General features: G+C 39.4%; 19 protein-coding genes and 4 pseudogenes. 21 read left to right on the top strand and 2 right to left on the bottom strand.

Features of this window, described 5'->3' with window-relative positions:
- From AYJ55_RS19480 to AYJ55_RS33735, 8 genes and pseudogenes are all read left to right on the top strand, one after another.
- A partial coding sequence (locus AYJ55_RS19480; RefSeq protein ID WP_187153337.1) for a transposase occupies window positions 1–242 on the top strand: 242 nt, incomplete at its 5' end.
- 67 nt (window positions 243–309) lie between these two features.
- Window positions 310–767 (top strand): annotated as a pseudogene (locus AYJ55_RS36390) (terminase large subunit).
- A gap of 73 nt (window positions 768–840) precedes the next feature.
- Window positions 841–3042: a portal protein gene (locus AYJ55_RS19470; RefSeq protein WP_063657665.1), complete on the top strand. Its 2202-nt coding sequence runs from the start codon at window positions 841–843 to the stop codon at window positions 3040–3042.
- A gap of 10 nt (window positions 3043–3052) precedes the next feature.
- Window positions 3053–3952: a hypothetical protein gene (locus AYJ55_RS19465; protein WP_063657664.1), complete on the top strand. Its 900-nt coding sequence runs from the start codon at window positions 3053–3055 to the stop codon at window positions 3950–3952.
- 10 nt (window positions 3953–3962) lie between these two features.
- Window positions 3963–5231 (top strand): P22 phage gp5 family major capsid protein, encoded by a 1269-nt coding sequence (locus AYJ55_RS19460; protein WP_063657666.1) that lies wholly within the window; start codon window positions 3963–3965, stop codon window positions 5229–5231.
- A gap of 56 nt (window positions 5232–5287) precedes the next feature.
- Entirely contained in the window at window positions 5288–5491 is a 204-nt protein-coding gene (locus tag AYJ55_RS29830; protein ID WP_063657663.1) for a hypothetical protein, read from the top strand.
- Entirely contained in the window at window positions 5472–5951 is a 480-nt protein-coding gene (locus AYJ55_RS19450; RefSeq protein ID WP_063657662.1) for a packaged DNA stabilization gp4 family protein, read from the top strand. The genes AYJ55_RS29830 and AYJ55_RS19450 overlap by 20 nt, the downstream gene beginning before the upstream one ends.
- Window positions 5923–6825, top strand: a complete 903-nt coding sequence (locus AYJ55_RS33735) for a packaged DNA stabilization protein (protein WP_063657661.1) — start codon at window positions 5923–5925, stop codon at window positions 6823–6825. Before AYJ55_RS19450 ends, AYJ55_RS33735 begins: the two co-directional genes overlap by 29 nt.
- Window positions 6826–6863: 38 nt before the next feature.
- Here the strand turns inward: AYJ55_RS33735 and AYJ55_RS19440 are convergent, their stop codons facing one another.
- Window positions 6864–7904, bottom strand: a complete 1041-nt coding sequence (locus AYJ55_RS19440; protein WP_063657660.1) for an IS481 family transposase — start codon at window positions 7902–7904, stop codon at window positions 6864–6866.
- Window positions 7905–8005: 101 nt separating this feature from the next.
- Between AYJ55_RS19440 and AYJ55_RS19435 the strand changes: the two are divergent.
- The 9 genes and pseudogenes from AYJ55_RS19435 to AYJ55_RS31120 form a co-directional block, all read left to right on the top strand.
- A pseudogene (locus AYJ55_RS19435) lies at window positions 8006–8884 on the top strand (packaged DNA stabilization protein); the annotation flags it as partial.
- Window positions 8881–9528 (top strand): hypothetical protein, encoded by a 648-nt coding sequence (locus AYJ55_RS19430; RefSeq protein WP_063657659.1) that lies wholly within the window; start codon window positions 8881–8883, stop codon window positions 9526–9528. The pseudogene AYJ55_RS19435 and the gene AYJ55_RS19430, both read left to right, overlap by 4 nt.
- Window positions 9528–9995, top strand: a complete 468-nt coding sequence (locus AYJ55_RS19425) for a DUF2824 family protein (RefSeq protein WP_063657658.1) — start codon at window positions 9528–9530, stop codon at window positions 9993–9995. Before AYJ55_RS19430 ends, AYJ55_RS19425 begins: the two co-directional genes overlap by 1 nt.
- A pseudogene (locus AYJ55_RS19420) lies at window positions 9973–10580 on the top strand (DNA transfer protein). The gene AYJ55_RS19425 and the pseudogene AYJ55_RS19420 overlap by 23 nt, the downstream one beginning before the upstream one ends.
- 11 nt (window positions 10581–10591) lie before the next feature.
- Complete coding sequence (locus AYJ55_RS19415; RefSeq protein ID WP_162505746.1) at window positions 10592–11371, top strand: phage DNA ejection protein; 780 nt, start codon at window positions 10592–10594, stop codon at window positions 11369–11371.
- A 148-nt stretch (window positions 11372–11519) separates the two neighbouring features.
- Window positions 11520–11840, top strand: coding sequence for a hypothetical protein (locus AYJ55_RS19410; protein WP_063657657.1), 321 nt, complete (start codon window positions 11520–11522; stop codon window positions 11838–11840).
- On the top strand, window positions 11837–12052 hold the full coding sequence (locus AYJ55_RS19405; protein WP_063657656.1) for a hypothetical protein: 216 nt from the start codon (window positions 11837–11839) through the stop codon (window positions 12050–12052). The genes AYJ55_RS19410 and AYJ55_RS19405 overlap by 4 nt, the downstream gene beginning before the upstream one ends.
- A gap of 304 nt (window positions 12053–12356) precedes the next feature.
- On the top strand, window positions 12357–12536 hold the full coding sequence (locus AYJ55_RS19400) for a hypothetical protein (RefSeq protein WP_162505745.1): 180 nt from the start codon (window positions 12357–12359) through the stop codon (window positions 12534–12536).
- A gap of 345 nt (window positions 12537–12881) precedes the next feature.
- Entirely contained in the window at window positions 12882–13064 is a 183-nt protein-coding gene (locus AYJ55_RS31120) for a hypothetical protein (RefSeq protein WP_063657654.1), read from the top strand.
- An 82-nt stretch (window positions 13065–13146) separates the two neighbouring features.
- Here AYJ55_RS31120 and AYJ55_RS31115 read toward each other — a convergent pair whose 3' ends face one another.
- On the bottom strand, window positions 13147–13431 hold the full coding sequence (locus tag AYJ55_RS31115) for a hypothetical protein (RefSeq protein WP_187153336.1): 285 nt from the start codon (window positions 13429–13431) through the stop codon (window positions 13147–13149).
- 75 nt (window positions 13432–13506) lie between these two features.
- Here AYJ55_RS31115 and AYJ55_RS19390 point away from each other — a divergent pair, with 75 nt between their 5' ends.
- The 4 genes and pseudogenes from AYJ55_RS19390 to AYJ55_RS19375 all read left to right on the top strand — a co-directional run bounded on the left by AYJ55_RS19390 (window position 13507) and on the right by AYJ55_RS19375 (window position 15990).
- Window positions 13507–14022, top strand: coding sequence for a hypothetical protein (locus tag AYJ55_RS19390; protein ID WP_063657653.1), 516 nt, complete (start codon window positions 13507–13509; stop codon window positions 14020–14022).
- A gap of 71 nt (window positions 14023–14093) precedes the next feature.
- Window positions 14094–14606: pseudogene (locus AYJ55_RS19385) on the top strand (phage head-binding domain-containing protein); the annotation flags it as partial.
- Window positions 14607–15182: 576 nt separating this feature from the next.
- Window positions 15183–15512 (top strand): hypothetical protein, encoded by a 330-nt coding sequence (locus tag AYJ55_RS19380; RefSeq protein WP_162505744.1) that lies wholly within the window; start codon window positions 15183–15185, stop codon window positions 15510–15512.
- Between the two features lie 292 nt (window positions 15513–15804).
- Window positions 15805–15990 carry a hypothetical protein gene (locus tag AYJ55_RS19375; RefSeq protein WP_187153335.1) on the top strand — a complete coding sequence of 62 codons (186 nt, stop codon included), beginning with the start codon at window positions 15805–15807 and terminating at the stop codon, window positions 15988–15990.
- Window positions 15991–16040 lie beyond the last annotated feature (50 nt).

Raw genomic sequence — 16040 nt, 5'->3', positions numbered from 1 at the left:
GATCACAAAAATATTGCTCCCAGAACTTCCTGAAAATTCTGTTATTTTTATGGACAACGCTAGCTTTCACCAAAGGTAAGAATATTGAACAGGCAATTATAAACGCAGGACACCAGATAGAATATTTGCCTGTGTATTCACCAGATTTAAATCCTATAGAACATAAATGGTCTCAAGCTAAACGTAAAAAGATGGAAACAGGATGCACTATCGATGACCTGTTTTTAATACATATGCTGTAATCAAAATTAAGTCGCCTAGCTATATTAGGCTTTTGATGAAGCATTTGACTATCGAGCTGATGATTTTATTTATGACAACATTGGTTTAGGTGCGGGTACAGTAAAAACTCATCTAAGACAGAGTAACGATGGTAATAAGATGGTTGTAACTGGCTTTGGCGCTGGTGATTCTCCTGATTATCCTAATGAAATATATGTTCCAGGGAATGGTGAATATATTTCATCAACAAATAATGATGACAGAACTAACCGTGATACGTTTAGAAATAAACGCGCGCAATATGGGTTTATTTGGCAGATAGATTTTATAAAACCTGGCGCGCAGTTGAAAAGAGAGAATATATCGATCCGGATGAGTTGATAAGCCTATCATCAAAAATAAAAAAACTATCACAACTTAAGTCTGAATTGGTTAAACAACAACGAAAACGCACCGCGGGTAATCGATTAATCCAATTGATTAGCAAAGAGAAGATGAGATCAAAAGGAATAAAATCACCCAATATGGCTGATACCCTCTCATGATGTCATTTGCTAATCCCATTCGTTTAAAAGAAGACACTGAAATATTCGTTCCCTCATCTTCTAGTTGGTAATTATGGCTGAAACATTACATAAAAGACATGAGCAAATTATGCTCAGATTTGACCGTGCGCACTTATCGCAAAAAGAAGTAAGAAGTAAATGTATTGAGGCGACAAGATTTGCGCGAGTTCCTGGTGGGCAATGGGAAGGCGCAACGGCCGCTGGATCTGAAGTAAAAGAACATTTTGAGAAATATCCCAAATTTGAAATCAATAAAATATCTAATGAATTAAACAGAATAATTAGCGAATATCGCAATAATCGAATTACGGTGAAATTTAGGCCTGGTGACAAGGAAGCTAGCGAAGAATTAGCCAATAAATTAAATGGGTTATTTCGTGCTGATTACGAAGAAACCGACGGTGGTGAGGCATGTGATAATGCATTCGATGATGCAGCGACAGGTGGATTTGGTTGTTTCAGGCTGACGACAAATTTAGTCAATGAACTTGAACCCATGGATGAAAGACAGCGTATTCGCTTGGAGCCAATATACGATCCTGCCCGCTCCGTTTGGTTTGATCCTGACGCAAAGAAATATGATAAGTCTGATGCTGAATGGGCTTTCTGTATGTATTCACTGTCAGTTGATAAATACAAAACTGAATACAATAAAGATCCGTCGACGTTAGATAGCAGAATTGAGAAAACTTGGGATTATGACTGGTTTGATAATGATGTTGTTTATATTGCCAAGTATTATGAAGTAAAAAAAGAATCCGTCGATGTTATTAGTTTTAGCAATCCCTTCACTAATGAAAAAGTCACCTATGACAGTGATCAACTTCAACTTGTTCAGGATGATCTTGAAGACATAGGCTTTATCGAGGAAGCTCGGCGAACCATAAAGCGCAAACATGTTTATGTCTCAGTGATTGATGGTGATGGATTCCTCGAGAAAGCTCAACGAATACCAGGTGATCATATTCCGTTAATTCCAGTCTATGGTAAGCGGTGGTTTATCGATGATATTGAGCGAGTTGAGGGGCATATAGCAAAAGCCATGGATGCACAACGGTTGTATAACTTACAAGTGTCGATGCTGGCAGATTCTGCGACTCAGGATACGGGCTCAATTCCGATTGTTGGTAAAAGTCAGATAAAAAAACTGGAGAAATATTGGGAAACTAGAAATAAGAACAGACCCGCTTTTTTACCATTAAATGAGATTGTTGACAAACAAGGCAATATTATTGCGCCACCAACGCCAATAGGATACACCCAACCGCAGCCACTCAATCAGGCAATGGCGGCATTATTACAACAAACCAGTAGTGATATTCAGGAAGTAACCGGTTCAAGTCAGGCTATGCAACAAATGCCAAGCAATATAGCTAAAGAGACGGTTAATAATCTGATGCATCGTTCTGATATGTCCTCATTTATTTACCTTGATAACATGGCCAAAAGTCTTAAGCGAGCAGGTGAAGTTTGGTTATCGATGGCACGTGAAGTCTATGGTTCAGACAGAGAAGTCCGTATTGTTAATGATGATGGTACGGACGATATAGCGTTAATGTCGGTTGCCATCAAAGATAAGCAGACAGGACAAGTGGTAGCGATGAATGACTTATCGACGGGGCGTTATGATGTCACCGTTGATGTGGGGCCATCTTATACAGCGAGACGTGATGCTACTGTTTCAGTTCTGACTAATCTGTTGGCTGGAATGTTACCGCAAGACCCAATGCGTGCAGTTGTTCAGGGGATTATTCTAGACAATATGGACGGGGAAGGGCTCGACGAGTTCAAAGATTACAATCGCAAGCAGTTATTAACTCAAGGCGTTGTTAAGCCTCGTAATGCAGAAGAAGCCCAAGTTGTTGATCAGGCTCAACAGCAAGCCCAACAACCTAATGCTGAACTTGTAGCCGCTCAAGGGGTATTGATGCAAGGGCAAGCTGAAGTTCAGAAAGCGAAGAACGAAGAGTTGTCTATTCAGGTTAAAGCTTTTCAGGCTCAGACTGAGGCTAGAGTAGCAGAAGCCAAAGTTGTTCAGATTCTTGCCTCTGCTGATAGTACAAAGCGCTCTGAAATTAGAGAAGCGCTAAAAATGTTACATCAATTCCAGAAAGAACAAGGCGACTCATCACGAGCAGATGCCGAGTTAATTCTAAAAGCAACCGATATGCAGCATAAGCAAAGCTTAGATGTTGCGAAAACTATTCAATCACAAAATAACCAACAGTCTCCTGCGGACTTCTCGCAGAGTTAAGGGGTAATAGATGGAAAACGAACTGATCATTGATGGTCAGGCTGTACCTATGTCTGAAAATCAGAAACGACAACAGCTAGAAACAACAGAACAAACAAAGCAAGTTAGTGAGAGTAACACCACTGACAATGCTGAAATTGTGACTGGTGAATCATCTGAAGTAAAACCAGATCAGAACGTCGATCAGGAACAAGATTACTCCTTGCAGATCGGCGATGAAGAAATCTCGCTGGCTGATGACGATGATTCAATTGAAGGAAAGCCAGCTCCTAAGTGGGTTAAAGAACTTAGAAAAGGATTTAAAGAAACACAGAAAGAAAATCGCGATTTGAAACGACAGCTTGAGGAATTGACAACCAAGCAGTCTTATCAATCGCCAGTGAATCATGATAACGTTATTCCTGCTAAACCCACCTTGGAATCATGTGATTATGATGAAGAAGTCTATGAAAAAGCACTGACAGATTGGCATGAGAAAAAAAGCCATGTCGAACAAAAAAAACAAGCGCAGCAAAGGCAGCAACAAGAAGTTCAGGAACGATTTATTCAGCGTTTAAAATCCCATCAACAACGTGCAGCTAAATTACCCGTAAAAGATTATACGGAGATGGAAGAGGTTGTACGTTCAGAAGTTCCAGTACTACAACAGGAAATTTTAATTCATGCTGCTGATGAGGGAACAGAACTTATCGCCTATGCACTTGGAAAAAACAAAGCATTACGCCAGCGGCTTACCGCTGAGAATGATCCTATCCGAGCCGCGTTTCTGTTAGGTCAAATTAGCCAGAAGGTAAAACTGGCACCCAAACCTAAAAAAACACCTAAGCCTGAACCCGAGCTAAAAGGTGGCGCCGGAAACGTGAAATCCGATGAGTTTAACAAATTGTGCCCAGGTGCAATTATTGAATAAGAGTAAAAAAATGGCAAATAATCTAGACTCAAATATTAGTCAAATCGTTTTAAAAAAATTCTTACCCGGTTTTATGTCGGATATTGTTTTGTGTAAAACCGTTGACAGGCAATTATTATCGGGTGAGATAAACTCAAACACGGGCGACAGTGTGAGCTTTAAGCGTCCGCATCAATTCAAGTCTGAAAGAACAGAGACAGGTGACATTACGGGGAAAGATAAAAATGGTCTTATCTCTGGCAAAGCGACAGGCAAAGTCGGTAAATACATCACGGTGGCTGTTGAATGGACACAAATTGAAGAAGCGTTAAAGCTTAATCAGCTTGAACAAATTCTATCACCGATTCATGAGCGTATGGTGACTGATCTTGAAACAGAATTAGCCCATTTCATGATGAACAATGGTGCGCTATCGCTAGGCTCACCGAATACACCGATAAAGAAATGGTCAGATGTGGCTCAAACGGCCTCATTCATAAAAGATATTGGCATTAAAACCAGTGAAAACTACGCCGTCATGGATCCGTGGTCAGCCCAACGGCTTGCCGATGCACAAACTACTATCTCCGCTGAACCTTTAGTGCGTTCAGCTTGGGAAAACGCGCAAATAACAGGTAATTTTGGGGGGATCCGTGCATTAATGTCTAATGGTCTTGCATCAAGAGAGCAAGGGGATTTTGACGGAACAATCACAGTGAAAACAGCGCCTAACGTTGATTATCTTTCTGTTAAGGATTCCTACCAGTTTACGATAACATTAACTGGAGCAACACCGAGTAAGACAGGTTTTTTAAAAGCCGGTGATCAGCTTAAATTTACGTCTACTCACTGGTTAAATCAGCAAAGTAAGCAAACGTTATATAACGGATCGACAGCAATCAGTTTTACAGCAACAGTGCTGGAAGAGACTGACTCTACATCTTCTGGTGATGTTACTGTCAAATTATCGGGTGTTCCAATTTATGATGAAAAAAATGCCCAATACAATGCCGTTGATGCAAAAGTTAAGGCAGGAGATGCCGTTTCTATCATAGGAACTGCAAAACAACAGATGAAACCTAATCTTTTTTACAATAAGTTTTTCTGTGGGTTAGGAACCATCCCCTTGCCAAAATTACATAGCATTGATTCAGCAGTCGCAAGTTATGAGGGTTTCTCTATTCGTGTACACAAATATGCTGATGGGGATGCAAATAAACAGATGATGCGTTTTGATTTATTACCTGCCTATGTCTGTTTTAATCCACATATGGGTGGCCAATTTTTTGGCAATGCTTGATTATCTTCGTAACAATATGGGAGCGTTGGCTCCCTTTTTTTTATTTGAGGTTACTCATGGAAAGAAAAAGCGTTTTCGTCTGGTCGGATAATAAAGCTGGATTTGTTCAGGCAGTGATTGTTGCAGCGGATTTCCCTGTCTTCAAAAAAATGGGCTTTGTTTCATCTGTTGATGAAGTAAAGGAACCTAAAAAAACACCTGAAAAATCTAATGAGCCTAAAAAAGAAAAGGGCACTAAAGATGAGAAAGCCGTTAACTAAAGGTGAGATTGTTCTGTTTGCTTTGCGTAAGGCGGGTATTGCCTCAGATGCGACTAACACAGAGGTAGAACCACAATCGTTTGAAGATAGTATTACTGACCTTGAAGACTTGATGGCAGAGTTACAAATTACATTTGGGGATTTGGGCTATCAGTTTTCATTAGATGAACAACCCGCAGCCGATGATGCGTCAGGTCTTCCTCGTAAATATAAACAGGTTATTGGTTATCAATTGATGCTGAGAATGTTATCGGATTATTGCATTGAGCCTACCCCGAGACAAGAAGCGTCGGCCGCCGCCTCCTATGATGCGCTTCTTATTGACACGCTCAGTGTTCCACCAATAGAAAGGCGGGGTGATATGCCTGTTGGTCAAGGTAATAAATACTCCTCGTTAGGCGCTGATAGCTATTATGCTGAGAGGGGATTCCATGCCAAAAATGCAGATTCCGCTAGCTAAAGGATTAGCTAAAGATGTCAAGACCGCAGATTATATTGATGCATTACCCGTAAATATGCTGGCAACACCTAAAGAGGTGCTTAATGCTGCGGGTTATTTAAGATCATTCCCTGGTATTGAAAAAAAACAGGAAGTGAACGGCATATCACGTGGTGTGCAATTTAATACAAAAAACAACACTATCTATCGAGTCTGTGGTAACAAGCTTTATCTTAATGGCATTCAAATTGCTAATATACCTGGAACTGATCGGGTTTCACTTTCTCATTCAGGAAACAGTCAAGCGATTTGCTTTGGTGGAAAATTAAAGTTCTATGACTATGATGGGAAAGAAAAAGAATTATCAAATTGGCCAGAAGAGGTTGTTGTCAAAAAAGGATACACACGAGAAGTAAAAAAATGGGAACATAAAGCTGGTAATGATGATTTTGTGACATTATCAAAAGATGATATTGAAGGATATTTATCCCTTAAAATTATTCCAAAATCATCTGATGGCAAAAAGGGAAATGAAATAACGATTTCTGAATCTCAGTTCGGATCACGTGTATCGCAAAGTAATCCTGGAGGAAATAAACCTTATTTGACGGATATTTTGGTGGAAGGAATTAAGCGAATAGGGGGAAAAATAACAATAACTTATAAGATGAATAGTTCCACCACTGATTCTACAGAATTTGCAATGATTCAGACTGTGCCAGAAGTTATTGAAAGATATCCGCAATACAACTTAGGCGAAGTTATTGATGTTTGTCACAATAGAAGTCGTTATGTATTTTTGCAAAAAGGGGGTAATCGATTTGGCATAACTGATCTTGAAGATGAATCAAAACCTGATAGATATAGACCATTTTATGTAGTAGCTCAGACTTAATCTGACAGTTGCCGGTTATTTATACAGTACCTGTCAGGTTAAATTTGATTTAAATCTTTCTCTCTCCAAAGTTGTTTTCCATCGTGTAAAGTTGCCATAGGAGTTCGACCGCAACACATTTTTCCTTGATGAGTGCGTTGGTTATTATATTCCGCTAACCATTTATCTAAATCAGCTTGTAATTCATTTAAAGCCCTATAGATTTTCTTACGAAAAGCCACCTGATAGAACTCTTGTAATACAGTTCTATGAAAGCGTTCACAAATCCCATTAGTTTGAGGTGAACGAGCTTTAGTTTTTGTATGATCAATATCATTGATAGCGAGATAAAGTTTATAATCGTGATGTTCAACTTTACCACAATACTCACTGCCTCTGTCCGTCAGTATACGTAACACCGGTAACCCATGCTGGGAATAAAAAGGGAGAACCTTGTCATTTAATAAATCTGCCGCCGTTATCGCGCTTTTTGTTGTGTAAAGCTTACAATGAACGACTTTACTGTAAGTATCAATGTAAGTTTGTTGATAAACACGACCAACGCCTTTTAAATGACCGACATAAAAAGTATCTTGTGAACCCAGATAACCTGGATGCGCTGTTTCAATCTCACCACAGGCTTCATCATCTTGCGCTTTCTTTTCTAGAGCACTGATTTGTGATTCTGACAGGATAATTCCTTCTGTTGCGATTTTATCTTCAAGCGCTTTTAGGCGTTTTGTAAAATTTTCGAGATTATGGCGCAGCCAAATAGAGCGAACGCCACTCCCCGAAACAAAAATGCCTTTTTTTCTTAGTTCATTACTACTGCGGTGTTGACCGTGTGCAGGGTATTCAATCGCATACTCGACTACAGCGCTTTCAATCTGTTCATCTACTCTATTTTTTACGTTAGGCACCCGTCGATTTTGATTAATTAAAGCGTCTATCCCACCATCGTTAACAAGTTCCTGGTAGCGATAAAACGTATCTCGGGATACCCCCATAATCTTACAGGCTTTTGAGACGTTATTAAGCTCTTCAGCGAGGTTAAGTAACCCGACTTTATGTTTGATGATAGGATTATTTGTTTGATACATAGAATTACCTTTTATTTAATTATCTAATGATGTTAATTAAAACCGGTAACGCTCTTTTTTAAATCAGAATTGTCGGATTAAGTTAAGACTAATACACATTTTACAGCGCTGAATCGCAACCTGATGGGATAGTTTCAGTTGCATCATGGCGAGACATGATAGTCTGTTTTGGTTCTTCTACGATTGAATACTTTTCGTTAACTGGCTCTTCTGATACTTCACAACCCATTTATATTGCTCAACCAGCGTATATGATTCAGATTGGTATTGCAGGTCGTAATTGCAAATGTCGTTATCAGGACAATTACGCAATTATTAGTCATCATTCTATTGGTCAACCATCAGTTTATATTATAGGTTCAGGTGAAAAAAACAAAATATCAACGGCTACTATTGATAAAATCATCAGTAATTATTCTGCTGATGAATTGTCTAAATCAGTTATGGAATCAATTAAATTTGATAATCATGAATTATTAATTATTCATCTTTCAAAGCATACTCTTTGTTTCGATATTTCTGCAAATAATCAATGGTCGATACTGAAATCAGGACTTTATGACAATCCCTATCGTGCGATTGATTTTATGTTCTATGGAAATCAAATCACAGCGGGTGACAAGAAAGAAGGAATTATCGGTAATTTAGTTTTCGACGCATCAAGTCAATACGAACAATCGACAGAACACCTTCTTTATACACCAATGATAAAAGCTGACAATGCAAGATTATTTGATTTTGAACTGGAATCTTCGACTGGTGTTGCTCAAATTGCAGATAAATTATTTCTGTCCGCAACAACAGACGGCATCAATTATGGCAGAGAGCAATTAATAGAGCAAAACTCCCCGTTTCGTTATGACCAGCGAGTTATTTGGCGAAGAATTGGCAGAGTTAGAAAAAATATTGGTTTTAAAATACGTATCATCACTAAATCACCTGTGACATTATCGAATATGTCGCTAAGGATTGAACAATGACGAATCAATATGCAAATCCAGGATTAAAGGAGCCAATCAGCGTCCAAGGTTCATATATCACCCCTGATATCCTTCCTTCAAATTTCAGCGAATCTTATCGTAGGATCGTTTTAAGTGGTGCCGAGGATATAGGCAAAGTCGTTAACAGAGCTAACGACTCAGGATATGAAGCTTATGCTGCGCAACTTAAAAATGAAGAGCAAGATATTATCCTTGGGAATCACGAGGAAAGGATAACAAAAACTGAGGAGGGTTTAGCAAGTCTTGAGGTTCGGGTGCTTAATATTGAGAACGACGTTAACGGACTTAAAATAAAGATACAAGACTTGGATGGCAAAGTATCCGAAATTATCGTTGATTACGTCTCCTTGAGTCGAGTGACTCAGCAAAATTTATCATCATCCCTCAATGTCAACACTGCTTATTCCGTTAACGGTACAAAAGTGGTTGGTCAGCGTGTTATTGGATTTACTCCCGCTATCGGTACTCCATTGAAGAACGCTTTTGATGCAGATCAATCCTTCGCAATTGGAAAAAAGTATAAAAAAGATGAAATTGATGCATTGGCTAATGCATTAATCGCATCCCGCCAGCGCATCAAGGCACTAGAAGACGCGTTAAGATCGCACGGGTTGATTGACTGATGGAAATTAAAGTTATTGACAATATCCAACAATTCCAGCGGTTTTTTATGGATAAAAGCAAGATCGGTTATGCAATGGAAAATAACGGGGATTATCAATTAAAGAACAATCAGCTTTATGTGGGTGTTTATGAAGGGTTAATGCTGGTTGGTTTTTTTTCAATAGAATTTATTCGCAACAAGTTAATTGAAATTCATCCTGTGTTTGATCCAGGTTTTCGAGGAAAATATGCATTAGAAGCCACAAAAAAATTTTCAAAATGGTTGGTGGATAATATCAATTTTTCAACCGTGATTACGTATGTTCCTGAAAAAACCCCGTGGGGGAAAATTATTTGCAAATTAATGAACATGCGAAGAGTCGGTGTGATTGATAATGCATTAACGGCAGGTAATCAACAAATCAATATGACAATGTATCAGGTAACAAAAGAGGAGTTAGAAGATGGGTGGAGGCGGTGGGGATAACGGCGCAAGCGAACAAGCTAGGGCATCACGTGAAGCAATAGATCTACAAAGAGACCAATGGCAACGTGTAATGCAAAATTTAACGCCATACATGGGAGTCGGGTGCCAGCGTTAAATCAATTGCAAAATTTGATGTCGCCAGAGGGACAGGCACAGGCATTGAACAATTTTTATAATTCGCAACAGTTTAATGATTTGGCTAGTCAAGCGAGGTACCAAAGTTTAAATGCCGCCGAAGCGACAGGTGGTTTAGGTTCGACGGCAACAGGTAATCAATTAGCATCTATCGCTCCAGCATTAGGGCAGAATTTTCTATCTAATCAGATGCAAAATTACGGTAATTTAGTTGGCATTGGCATGAATGCAGCAACCGGACAAGCTTCAGCAGGTCAAAATTACGCTAATAATGTCGGTCAATTATTACAGAACATTGGAGCAGCAAATGCGGCTTCGGCAAGTAGCCCTTCTGGATGGCAGAGAGCATTAGGTGGTGGCATGGCAGGAGCTGCAACAGGCGCAAGTATTAGCGGACCATGGGGAGCTGTAATTGGTGGTGGTTTAGGTGCACTGGGTAGTTTATTTTAATTGGAGTTTCTATGGCGGCGTTTCAACTTGCTGGATTACCCAGTATGCAAATATCGAATCAAACTGCGGGAGGGCTAGGATTGCCAGCAGTACCACAATATGCTGAACGTCCTAATACGGGTGTTATGCTTGCACAGGGTATAGGTTCAATTTATGACAATTTGCAGGCAAGAGAAAAACAGCAATCAGAAGCGGATTTTATGAAATCTTTCGGTGCGGCTTATGCGGCTAATGATCGCGACGCAATGAAGCAACTTGCTGTGGCTCATCCTGAACAAATTGAACGCATTCAAAAAGGGATGGGTTTTATTGACCAGGACAGAAATCAGGTTATTGGACAAGCAGCCATGGATTTGCGTCTTGCTGCAAAAAGTGGTGATCAATCACTGATGTCATCATTACAGAAAAATGCACCGATATTAAATCAGATGGGATTATCACCAGAAGAAGCATTTTTATCCTACAAGCAAGACCCAAAACAGTTTGATCAGATGACTGATTTAATTGGTATGCATGCATTGGGTCCAGAAAAATATTTTGATATTCAAGATAAACAAGAAGGTCGTGACATTGACAGAGGTAAACTTGCTGAAACAGAACGCAGCAACCGAGCAGGTGAGTCTTTAACAATGAGAAGTCAAAATATTTCTGCGCAAAATGCAGCCTTGGATAGAGAGATAAAAAGAGCAGAACTTGAGAACAAGAAACTTGATCGACAAGCACAAAATTCGACTAACGAATTGCGAAAACAAGCATTAGAGCAACAAATTGCGGCTAATCAACAAAGATAGATGAAGCAACTGAAAAAAAACGTGTCGCCCCGATTAATGATAGAAAACGCATTGATACAATTAATGACAACGCAGACAGATTGGCACAACAAGCGCAAAGTATATTGGATAATCCCTATCTGGAATGGACGGTTGGGCAGGAAGTATAATGCCAAATATTCCTGGTACTGTCAGAGCAGATTTAGCGGCACAGATTAGCAATTTGAAAGATCAAATAGGACTGCAAACATTAAGCTCAATGAAAGAATTGTCAGCCAATGGTGCCGCTGGATTAGGGAATACCACTAACCGAGAATTTGGTTCATTGCAGAATTCACTGGGTAATTTGAGTGAAAAACAGTCGCCAGAAGCGCTCAGAAAAACATTGCAGAATATTATAAAAAACGCAAATACTAGCAAAAATAGGCTGAATGCTAACTTCAAGCAAATTACCCGGATTTTAAGCAAGATGAGCCTAACGAAAAGATGAATGTTGATAGTTCAAATATTTCAGATGATGAATTATTAAATAAATATTTATCGAGGGTAATCATGGCTATCAATGATTATTCAGAAGAACAGCTTTTTACTGCATTAAGAAATGCGGATTCAGCAGGCGATAAGACTGGCGCTCAACGAATTGCTGGATTAATTCAACAAAGACGATCTACTCAAAACCAAGATAGTAATCCTGATTACTGAGGCAGGAAAAGGACTTTTGCAAACAGGTGTTAATGTAGCGAATATTATCCCTGAAATTGCCGATGCTTTTATGTCAGGAGCTTCGTGGGCGGGTAATCAGTTAGGAATTGGCGATGTACTTATACACCAACACAGCGATTAGAGTTACCTGATAATTTAAAACCACAAGATCCATATGTCCAAATTGGGTGCTGAAATTGGCCTTATCTTATTCCTGGTGTTGGCGCAGAAAGAACAGCAGCCGCATTAGGTCTGTTACCAACGCGGGAAGACTGGAGCGTGTGCAACTAAATTAGCGGATATGGTGGCTGAAAATAGTGTAGGGGCATTAGCACAGAATAGTCAGCGCGATAATGGCCAAAATTTAGCGACTGATTTGGGTATTGGGGTTGCTGGTAGTGGATTAACGAGAGCGATTACTCCGCTATTAGGTAAAGCTTATAATGCAGTTGTGCAACGTACAGCATCACCAGGCATCAACTGAAATTAACACGGCAATGATATTGTACAATTAGCCAGATCTGAAGCAGGACGAGAATCAATAGCAGAACAAGCCGCCAAAATAGATCCGGATGTTGCTAAAGCAGCTGATGTTACGGGTATTGACATTAATGCTTTAACGCCAGGTATGCGTTCAGGTAGTACAGGCATTGCGCAAACTGAAGGAGTTTTATCTTCAACACCAGGAATTGTGCAAGATGCTCACATGAAAGCATTTGATGAAATAAAAAGCAAGTTGAACAAAACTTAGAGGAATTAGGTGCAGAATCTGAACGGCATCAGAAAAAAGCGCAGCGATTAAAGGAAGAGTCATATCAATCTAGATGAAATGAGAGAGGCAGAGTGGAAAGCCTGGAATAATGTTAGATCTACAATGCCAAATCAAAAGATGAAAATGGCTAATGCCAATGCGGTTGTTCAAGCTGAAAATTCTGCTGGCGTTCCTTTATCATCTGAAATGAAGCAATTTGTTTCTGCTTATAAAAAAGGGGAATTACGTTTGATGGCATGAAAGCATGGAGAGCTAAATTTTCTGATGCAGCAGAAAAATATAGCCGTAGAGGTGAAGCAAATGGCCAGACGTGCTGGAGAAGTTAGACAAGCCATAACACAAGATATGCAGAAAATGGCACAACAGGTGGTTTTCTTGAAGACTGGACGAAAGCTAATGAATTATCTAAGGCAAGAATAACCGCCCAAAAAGATGCTGAAGCTATTTTTGGAAGAGACCTATCAAATGATGCGCTAATCACAAAAGGCGTTTCTGCATTACAAAGCATCGAAAAAAGGTTTAAAAGATTTTCATAAAATAATGAAATCTGTTCCAAAGGATGAACATGAACCAACGATAGCATCAATATTGCAGGATGCAGCATCACAAGGTGTGAGGGGGTAAATCAGAAGGCGCGGGAATTTCACATATTGCTTCAATACTTACACCACAAAACATTAATGTGATTAGACAATATTCACCCGATCTTGGAAGACTGACAGAAGCTTATGGCTTATTAGCAAAAGCGGCGTCAAAACCTTTAAGAAGCATTGAACATACAGGAAGATCAGTTCCCGTCCTGAAAACGCTCAATGGTGAATTACCAAAAATATTACAAATTATTTCTGACCCACTCAAGAATAAAGCGGTTGGGGCTATTGCTGGCTATGCAGGAGCTGGAGTAACTGGTTCTGTATTAGGTTCTTTAGCGAGTTCTGCTTTGTATTCTGGTATTGCCAATTTAGCCAGTAAACGTAGTGGCAGATATGCAATAGAGAAAGCTATTCAGGAAGCAACTAAAGCGGTTAATGCTGGAGCGAGTCAATCAGCCATTGAAGCTGCTGAAAGACGCTTTGTTAAAAATAAAGCCGTAATGAGACTTCGTGATACGCTGAGTCGTGAAGAGTTCCAGCAAATGGCCAGACTTGGGTTTGTTGCTACGATGAGTGGAATGACAAAAAGTAACAACAACGAATAACAATCCTATCTAAAAGTTTTATAAATCCCATTATTTAATAAATATACACCTCATTTCTATCTGGAGAAAAAATGTCAGATATTATGCCTAATGTTGTCGTGAGTATGCCAAGCCAATTATTCACCTTAAGAAGAAAGTTTGCTGCTGCAAGCAATGGTAAGGTTTACATCGGTAAAATCGATAGGGATCCCACCATCCCAGAGAACCAGATTCAGGTATATCTTGAGAATGAAGACGGATCACATGTCCCTGTTGCACAACCTATTATCATCAATCAAGCTGGCTATCCAGTTTACAACGGTCAAATTGCCAAGTTTGTCACAGTAGAAGGTCATTCAATGGTTGTGTATGACAGCCATGGTGCGCAACAATTCTATTTTCCAAATATTCTAAAGTACGATCCTGACCAATTTAAAGGTAAGCTTAAACAACCCGATGGTGCATCAATGATAGGTGTCCAGCCATCGGGTAATCTGCAACAGATGTTGCATTATGTTACGCCTGAACAATTTGGTGCGATTGGTGATGGTAATGTCCACCCGCTATCTGAGCGATTTAAGACATTAAAAAGAAGCACAAACGGTTTACCCTCACGTAACTTCATTAGATCAAACCATTGACTGGGCGGCATGCCAAGCAGCAGAGAATTATGCTAGAGGGAAGACAGAAGTTAATTGTCCTTCATATGCTCAATATCATTTTAAATTCGACTATTTAAGCATAGGTGTAAATTCAAAATGGAAAGCTGGAATCAACCCACAAACTGACTCTGGAGGCACAACAATAAAGCGTACCATTAATGTCGTCTCACCGCCATTCGGACAAGACTGCTTCGTAAGAGTAATGAACGCTACAACAGCAGGTAGTGCAGATGAATTTATACGCGGAGTGGTTTTCAAAGGATTTAAGCTTACGTATGGATTACCAAGAAGATCTCCACTAAGAGTACTGGCAGAATCGGATTACATCTTAATTATGCTATTAAGGCTGAAATAGACGTTACCGTCAATGACTGTGAGTATGGGGTATTTGGATATTCATGCTGGGGAACAAAAGGTACAATTCGCATAGACTCATGTCATAAGGGTTTTTATGCAGATCCCGTGACACCAACGCCTGAGAATCTTTCTCCTCCAAATAATGGAAATACAAGTTTTAATTTGCGAGTAGAAATTGATGCGTGTCCTTTTGGCCTTGTATTGAGAAGTTGTGGTTATTCTGAATTTACTGGCTATATTGAGGGAGCAGTTGTAGGTCAGGGGAACTATGATAGTACAAACGAGACAGCAATTGCGGTGACAATGTTGAATGGTGATGGTAATAACATGAGGTTAGGAATTGAAGCATGGGAAGGAATTCACGTACTCTTGCAAAATGCTGCTCTTGAGATATCAGAGTCATTTGCACAGCAAAAAGATATAGTTAATTCAACGGGGAAAAATGGCCCTGGCATTCGATGTCATTACTTACAGGTAATGAACAGCCATTAACAATTCCATCTGGTAATAATTCATTGTTTTATTCTATGTCTCATGGACGATTAACTGTCAAAAATTTAAAATGGATGCATCAAGGGAGGTCTTCAATTCGGCATATCTTAGTTATCAAGATTCATCTAGTGGGGTACTTTTCTTTAATACAGGTATTTATACTGGCGATATTCGAAGACTATCACCAAATAATTGGGTGAATATAGACGTAATTAATGATAAATATTTAGAGCCCTGCTTTTTGCCTGATTCGGGTACAGCATACAGATACTTAGGCAAAGGAATGTGTATTATGAAAGGTTGGAAACTTAAACCCGTTAACCCAGATGGACGAGTATCCATAGACGCCCCCGAAGGATTTAAAATCATTGATTTTGATGTTCACACTGTGATTTCTAGTCAATCACAAGCTACAAATGCAGCTCCAATAGGTGTAGTATCTAACACTGATTCACAAATAGTTTTACAAACGCAATAAATTCAGTTGGATTTTCAGTTTCATATAAATTAATCTTAGAAATTAATAAG

Origin of the sequence: Candidatus Arsenophonus triatominarum, from assembly GCF_001640365.1 — a bacterium.
Lineage (GTDB): Bacteria > Pseudomonadota > Gammaproteobacteria > Enterobacterales > Enterobacteriaceae > Arsenophonus > Arsenophonus triatominarum.
This window is presented reverse-complemented; position numbering and strand designations above follow the sequence as displayed.

What these genes read in the sequence shown, in the direction of transcription:
- AYJ55_RS29830 (WP_063657663.1), top strand. Translation starts at nt 5,288, where the DNA reads ATGGAAAGAAAAAGCGTTTTCGTCTGGTCGGATAATAAAGCTGGATTT.
- AYJ55_RS19375 (WP_187153335.1), top strand. Translation starts at nt 15,805, where the DNA reads ATGAAAGGTTGGAAACTTAAACCCGTTAACCCAGATGGACGAGTATCC.
- AYJ55_RS19415 (WP_162505746.1), top strand. Translation starts at nt 10,592, where the DNA reads ATGGCGGCGTTTCAACTTGCTGGATTACCCAGTATGCAAATATCGAAT.
- AYJ55_RS19460 (WP_063657666.1), top strand. Translation starts at nt 3,963, where the DNA reads ATGGCAAATAATCTAGACTCAAATATTAGTCAAATCGTTTTAAAAAAA.
- AYJ55_RS19450 (WP_063657662.1), top strand. Translation starts at nt 5,472, where the DNA reads ATGAGAAAGCCGTTAACTAAAGGTGAGATTGTTCTGTTTGCTTTGCGT.
- AYJ55_RS19440 (WP_063657660.1), bottom strand. Translation starts at nt 7,904, where the DNA reads ATGTATCAAACAAATAATCCTATCATCAAACATAAAGTCGGGTTACTT.
- AYJ55_RS33735 (WP_063657661.1), top strand. Translation starts at nt 5,923, where the DNA reads ATGCCAAAAATGCAGATTCCGCTAGCTAAAGGATTAGCTAAAGATGTC.
- AYJ55_RS19430 (WP_063657659.1), top strand. Translation starts at nt 8,881, where the DNA reads ATGACGAATCAATATGCAAATCCAGGATTAAAGGAGCCAATCAGCGTC.
- AYJ55_RS19425 (WP_063657658.1), top strand. Translation starts at nt 9,528, where the DNA reads ATGGAAATTAAAGTTATTGACAATATCCAACAATTCCAGCGGTTTTTT.
- AYJ55_RS19465 (WP_063657664.1), top strand. Translation starts at nt 3,053, where the DNA reads ATGGAAAACGAACTGATCATTGATGGTCAGGCTGTACCTATGTCTGAA.
- AYJ55_RS19410 (WP_063657657.1), top strand. Translation starts at nt 11,520, where the DNA reads ATGCCAAATATTCCTGGTACTGTCAGAGCAGATTTAGCGGCACAGATT.
- AYJ55_RS19405 (WP_063657656.1), top strand. Translation starts at nt 11,837, where the DNA reads ATGAATGTTGATAGTTCAAATATTTCAGATGATGAATTATTAAATAAA.
- AYJ55_RS19470 (WP_063657665.1), top strand. Translation starts at nt 841, where the DNA reads ATGGCTGAAACATTACATAAAAGACATGAGCAAATTATGCTCAGATTT.
- AYJ55_RS31120 (WP_063657654.1), top strand. Translation starts at nt 12,882, where the DNA reads ATGAGAGAGGCAGAGTGGAAAGCCTGGAATAATGTTAGATCTACAATG.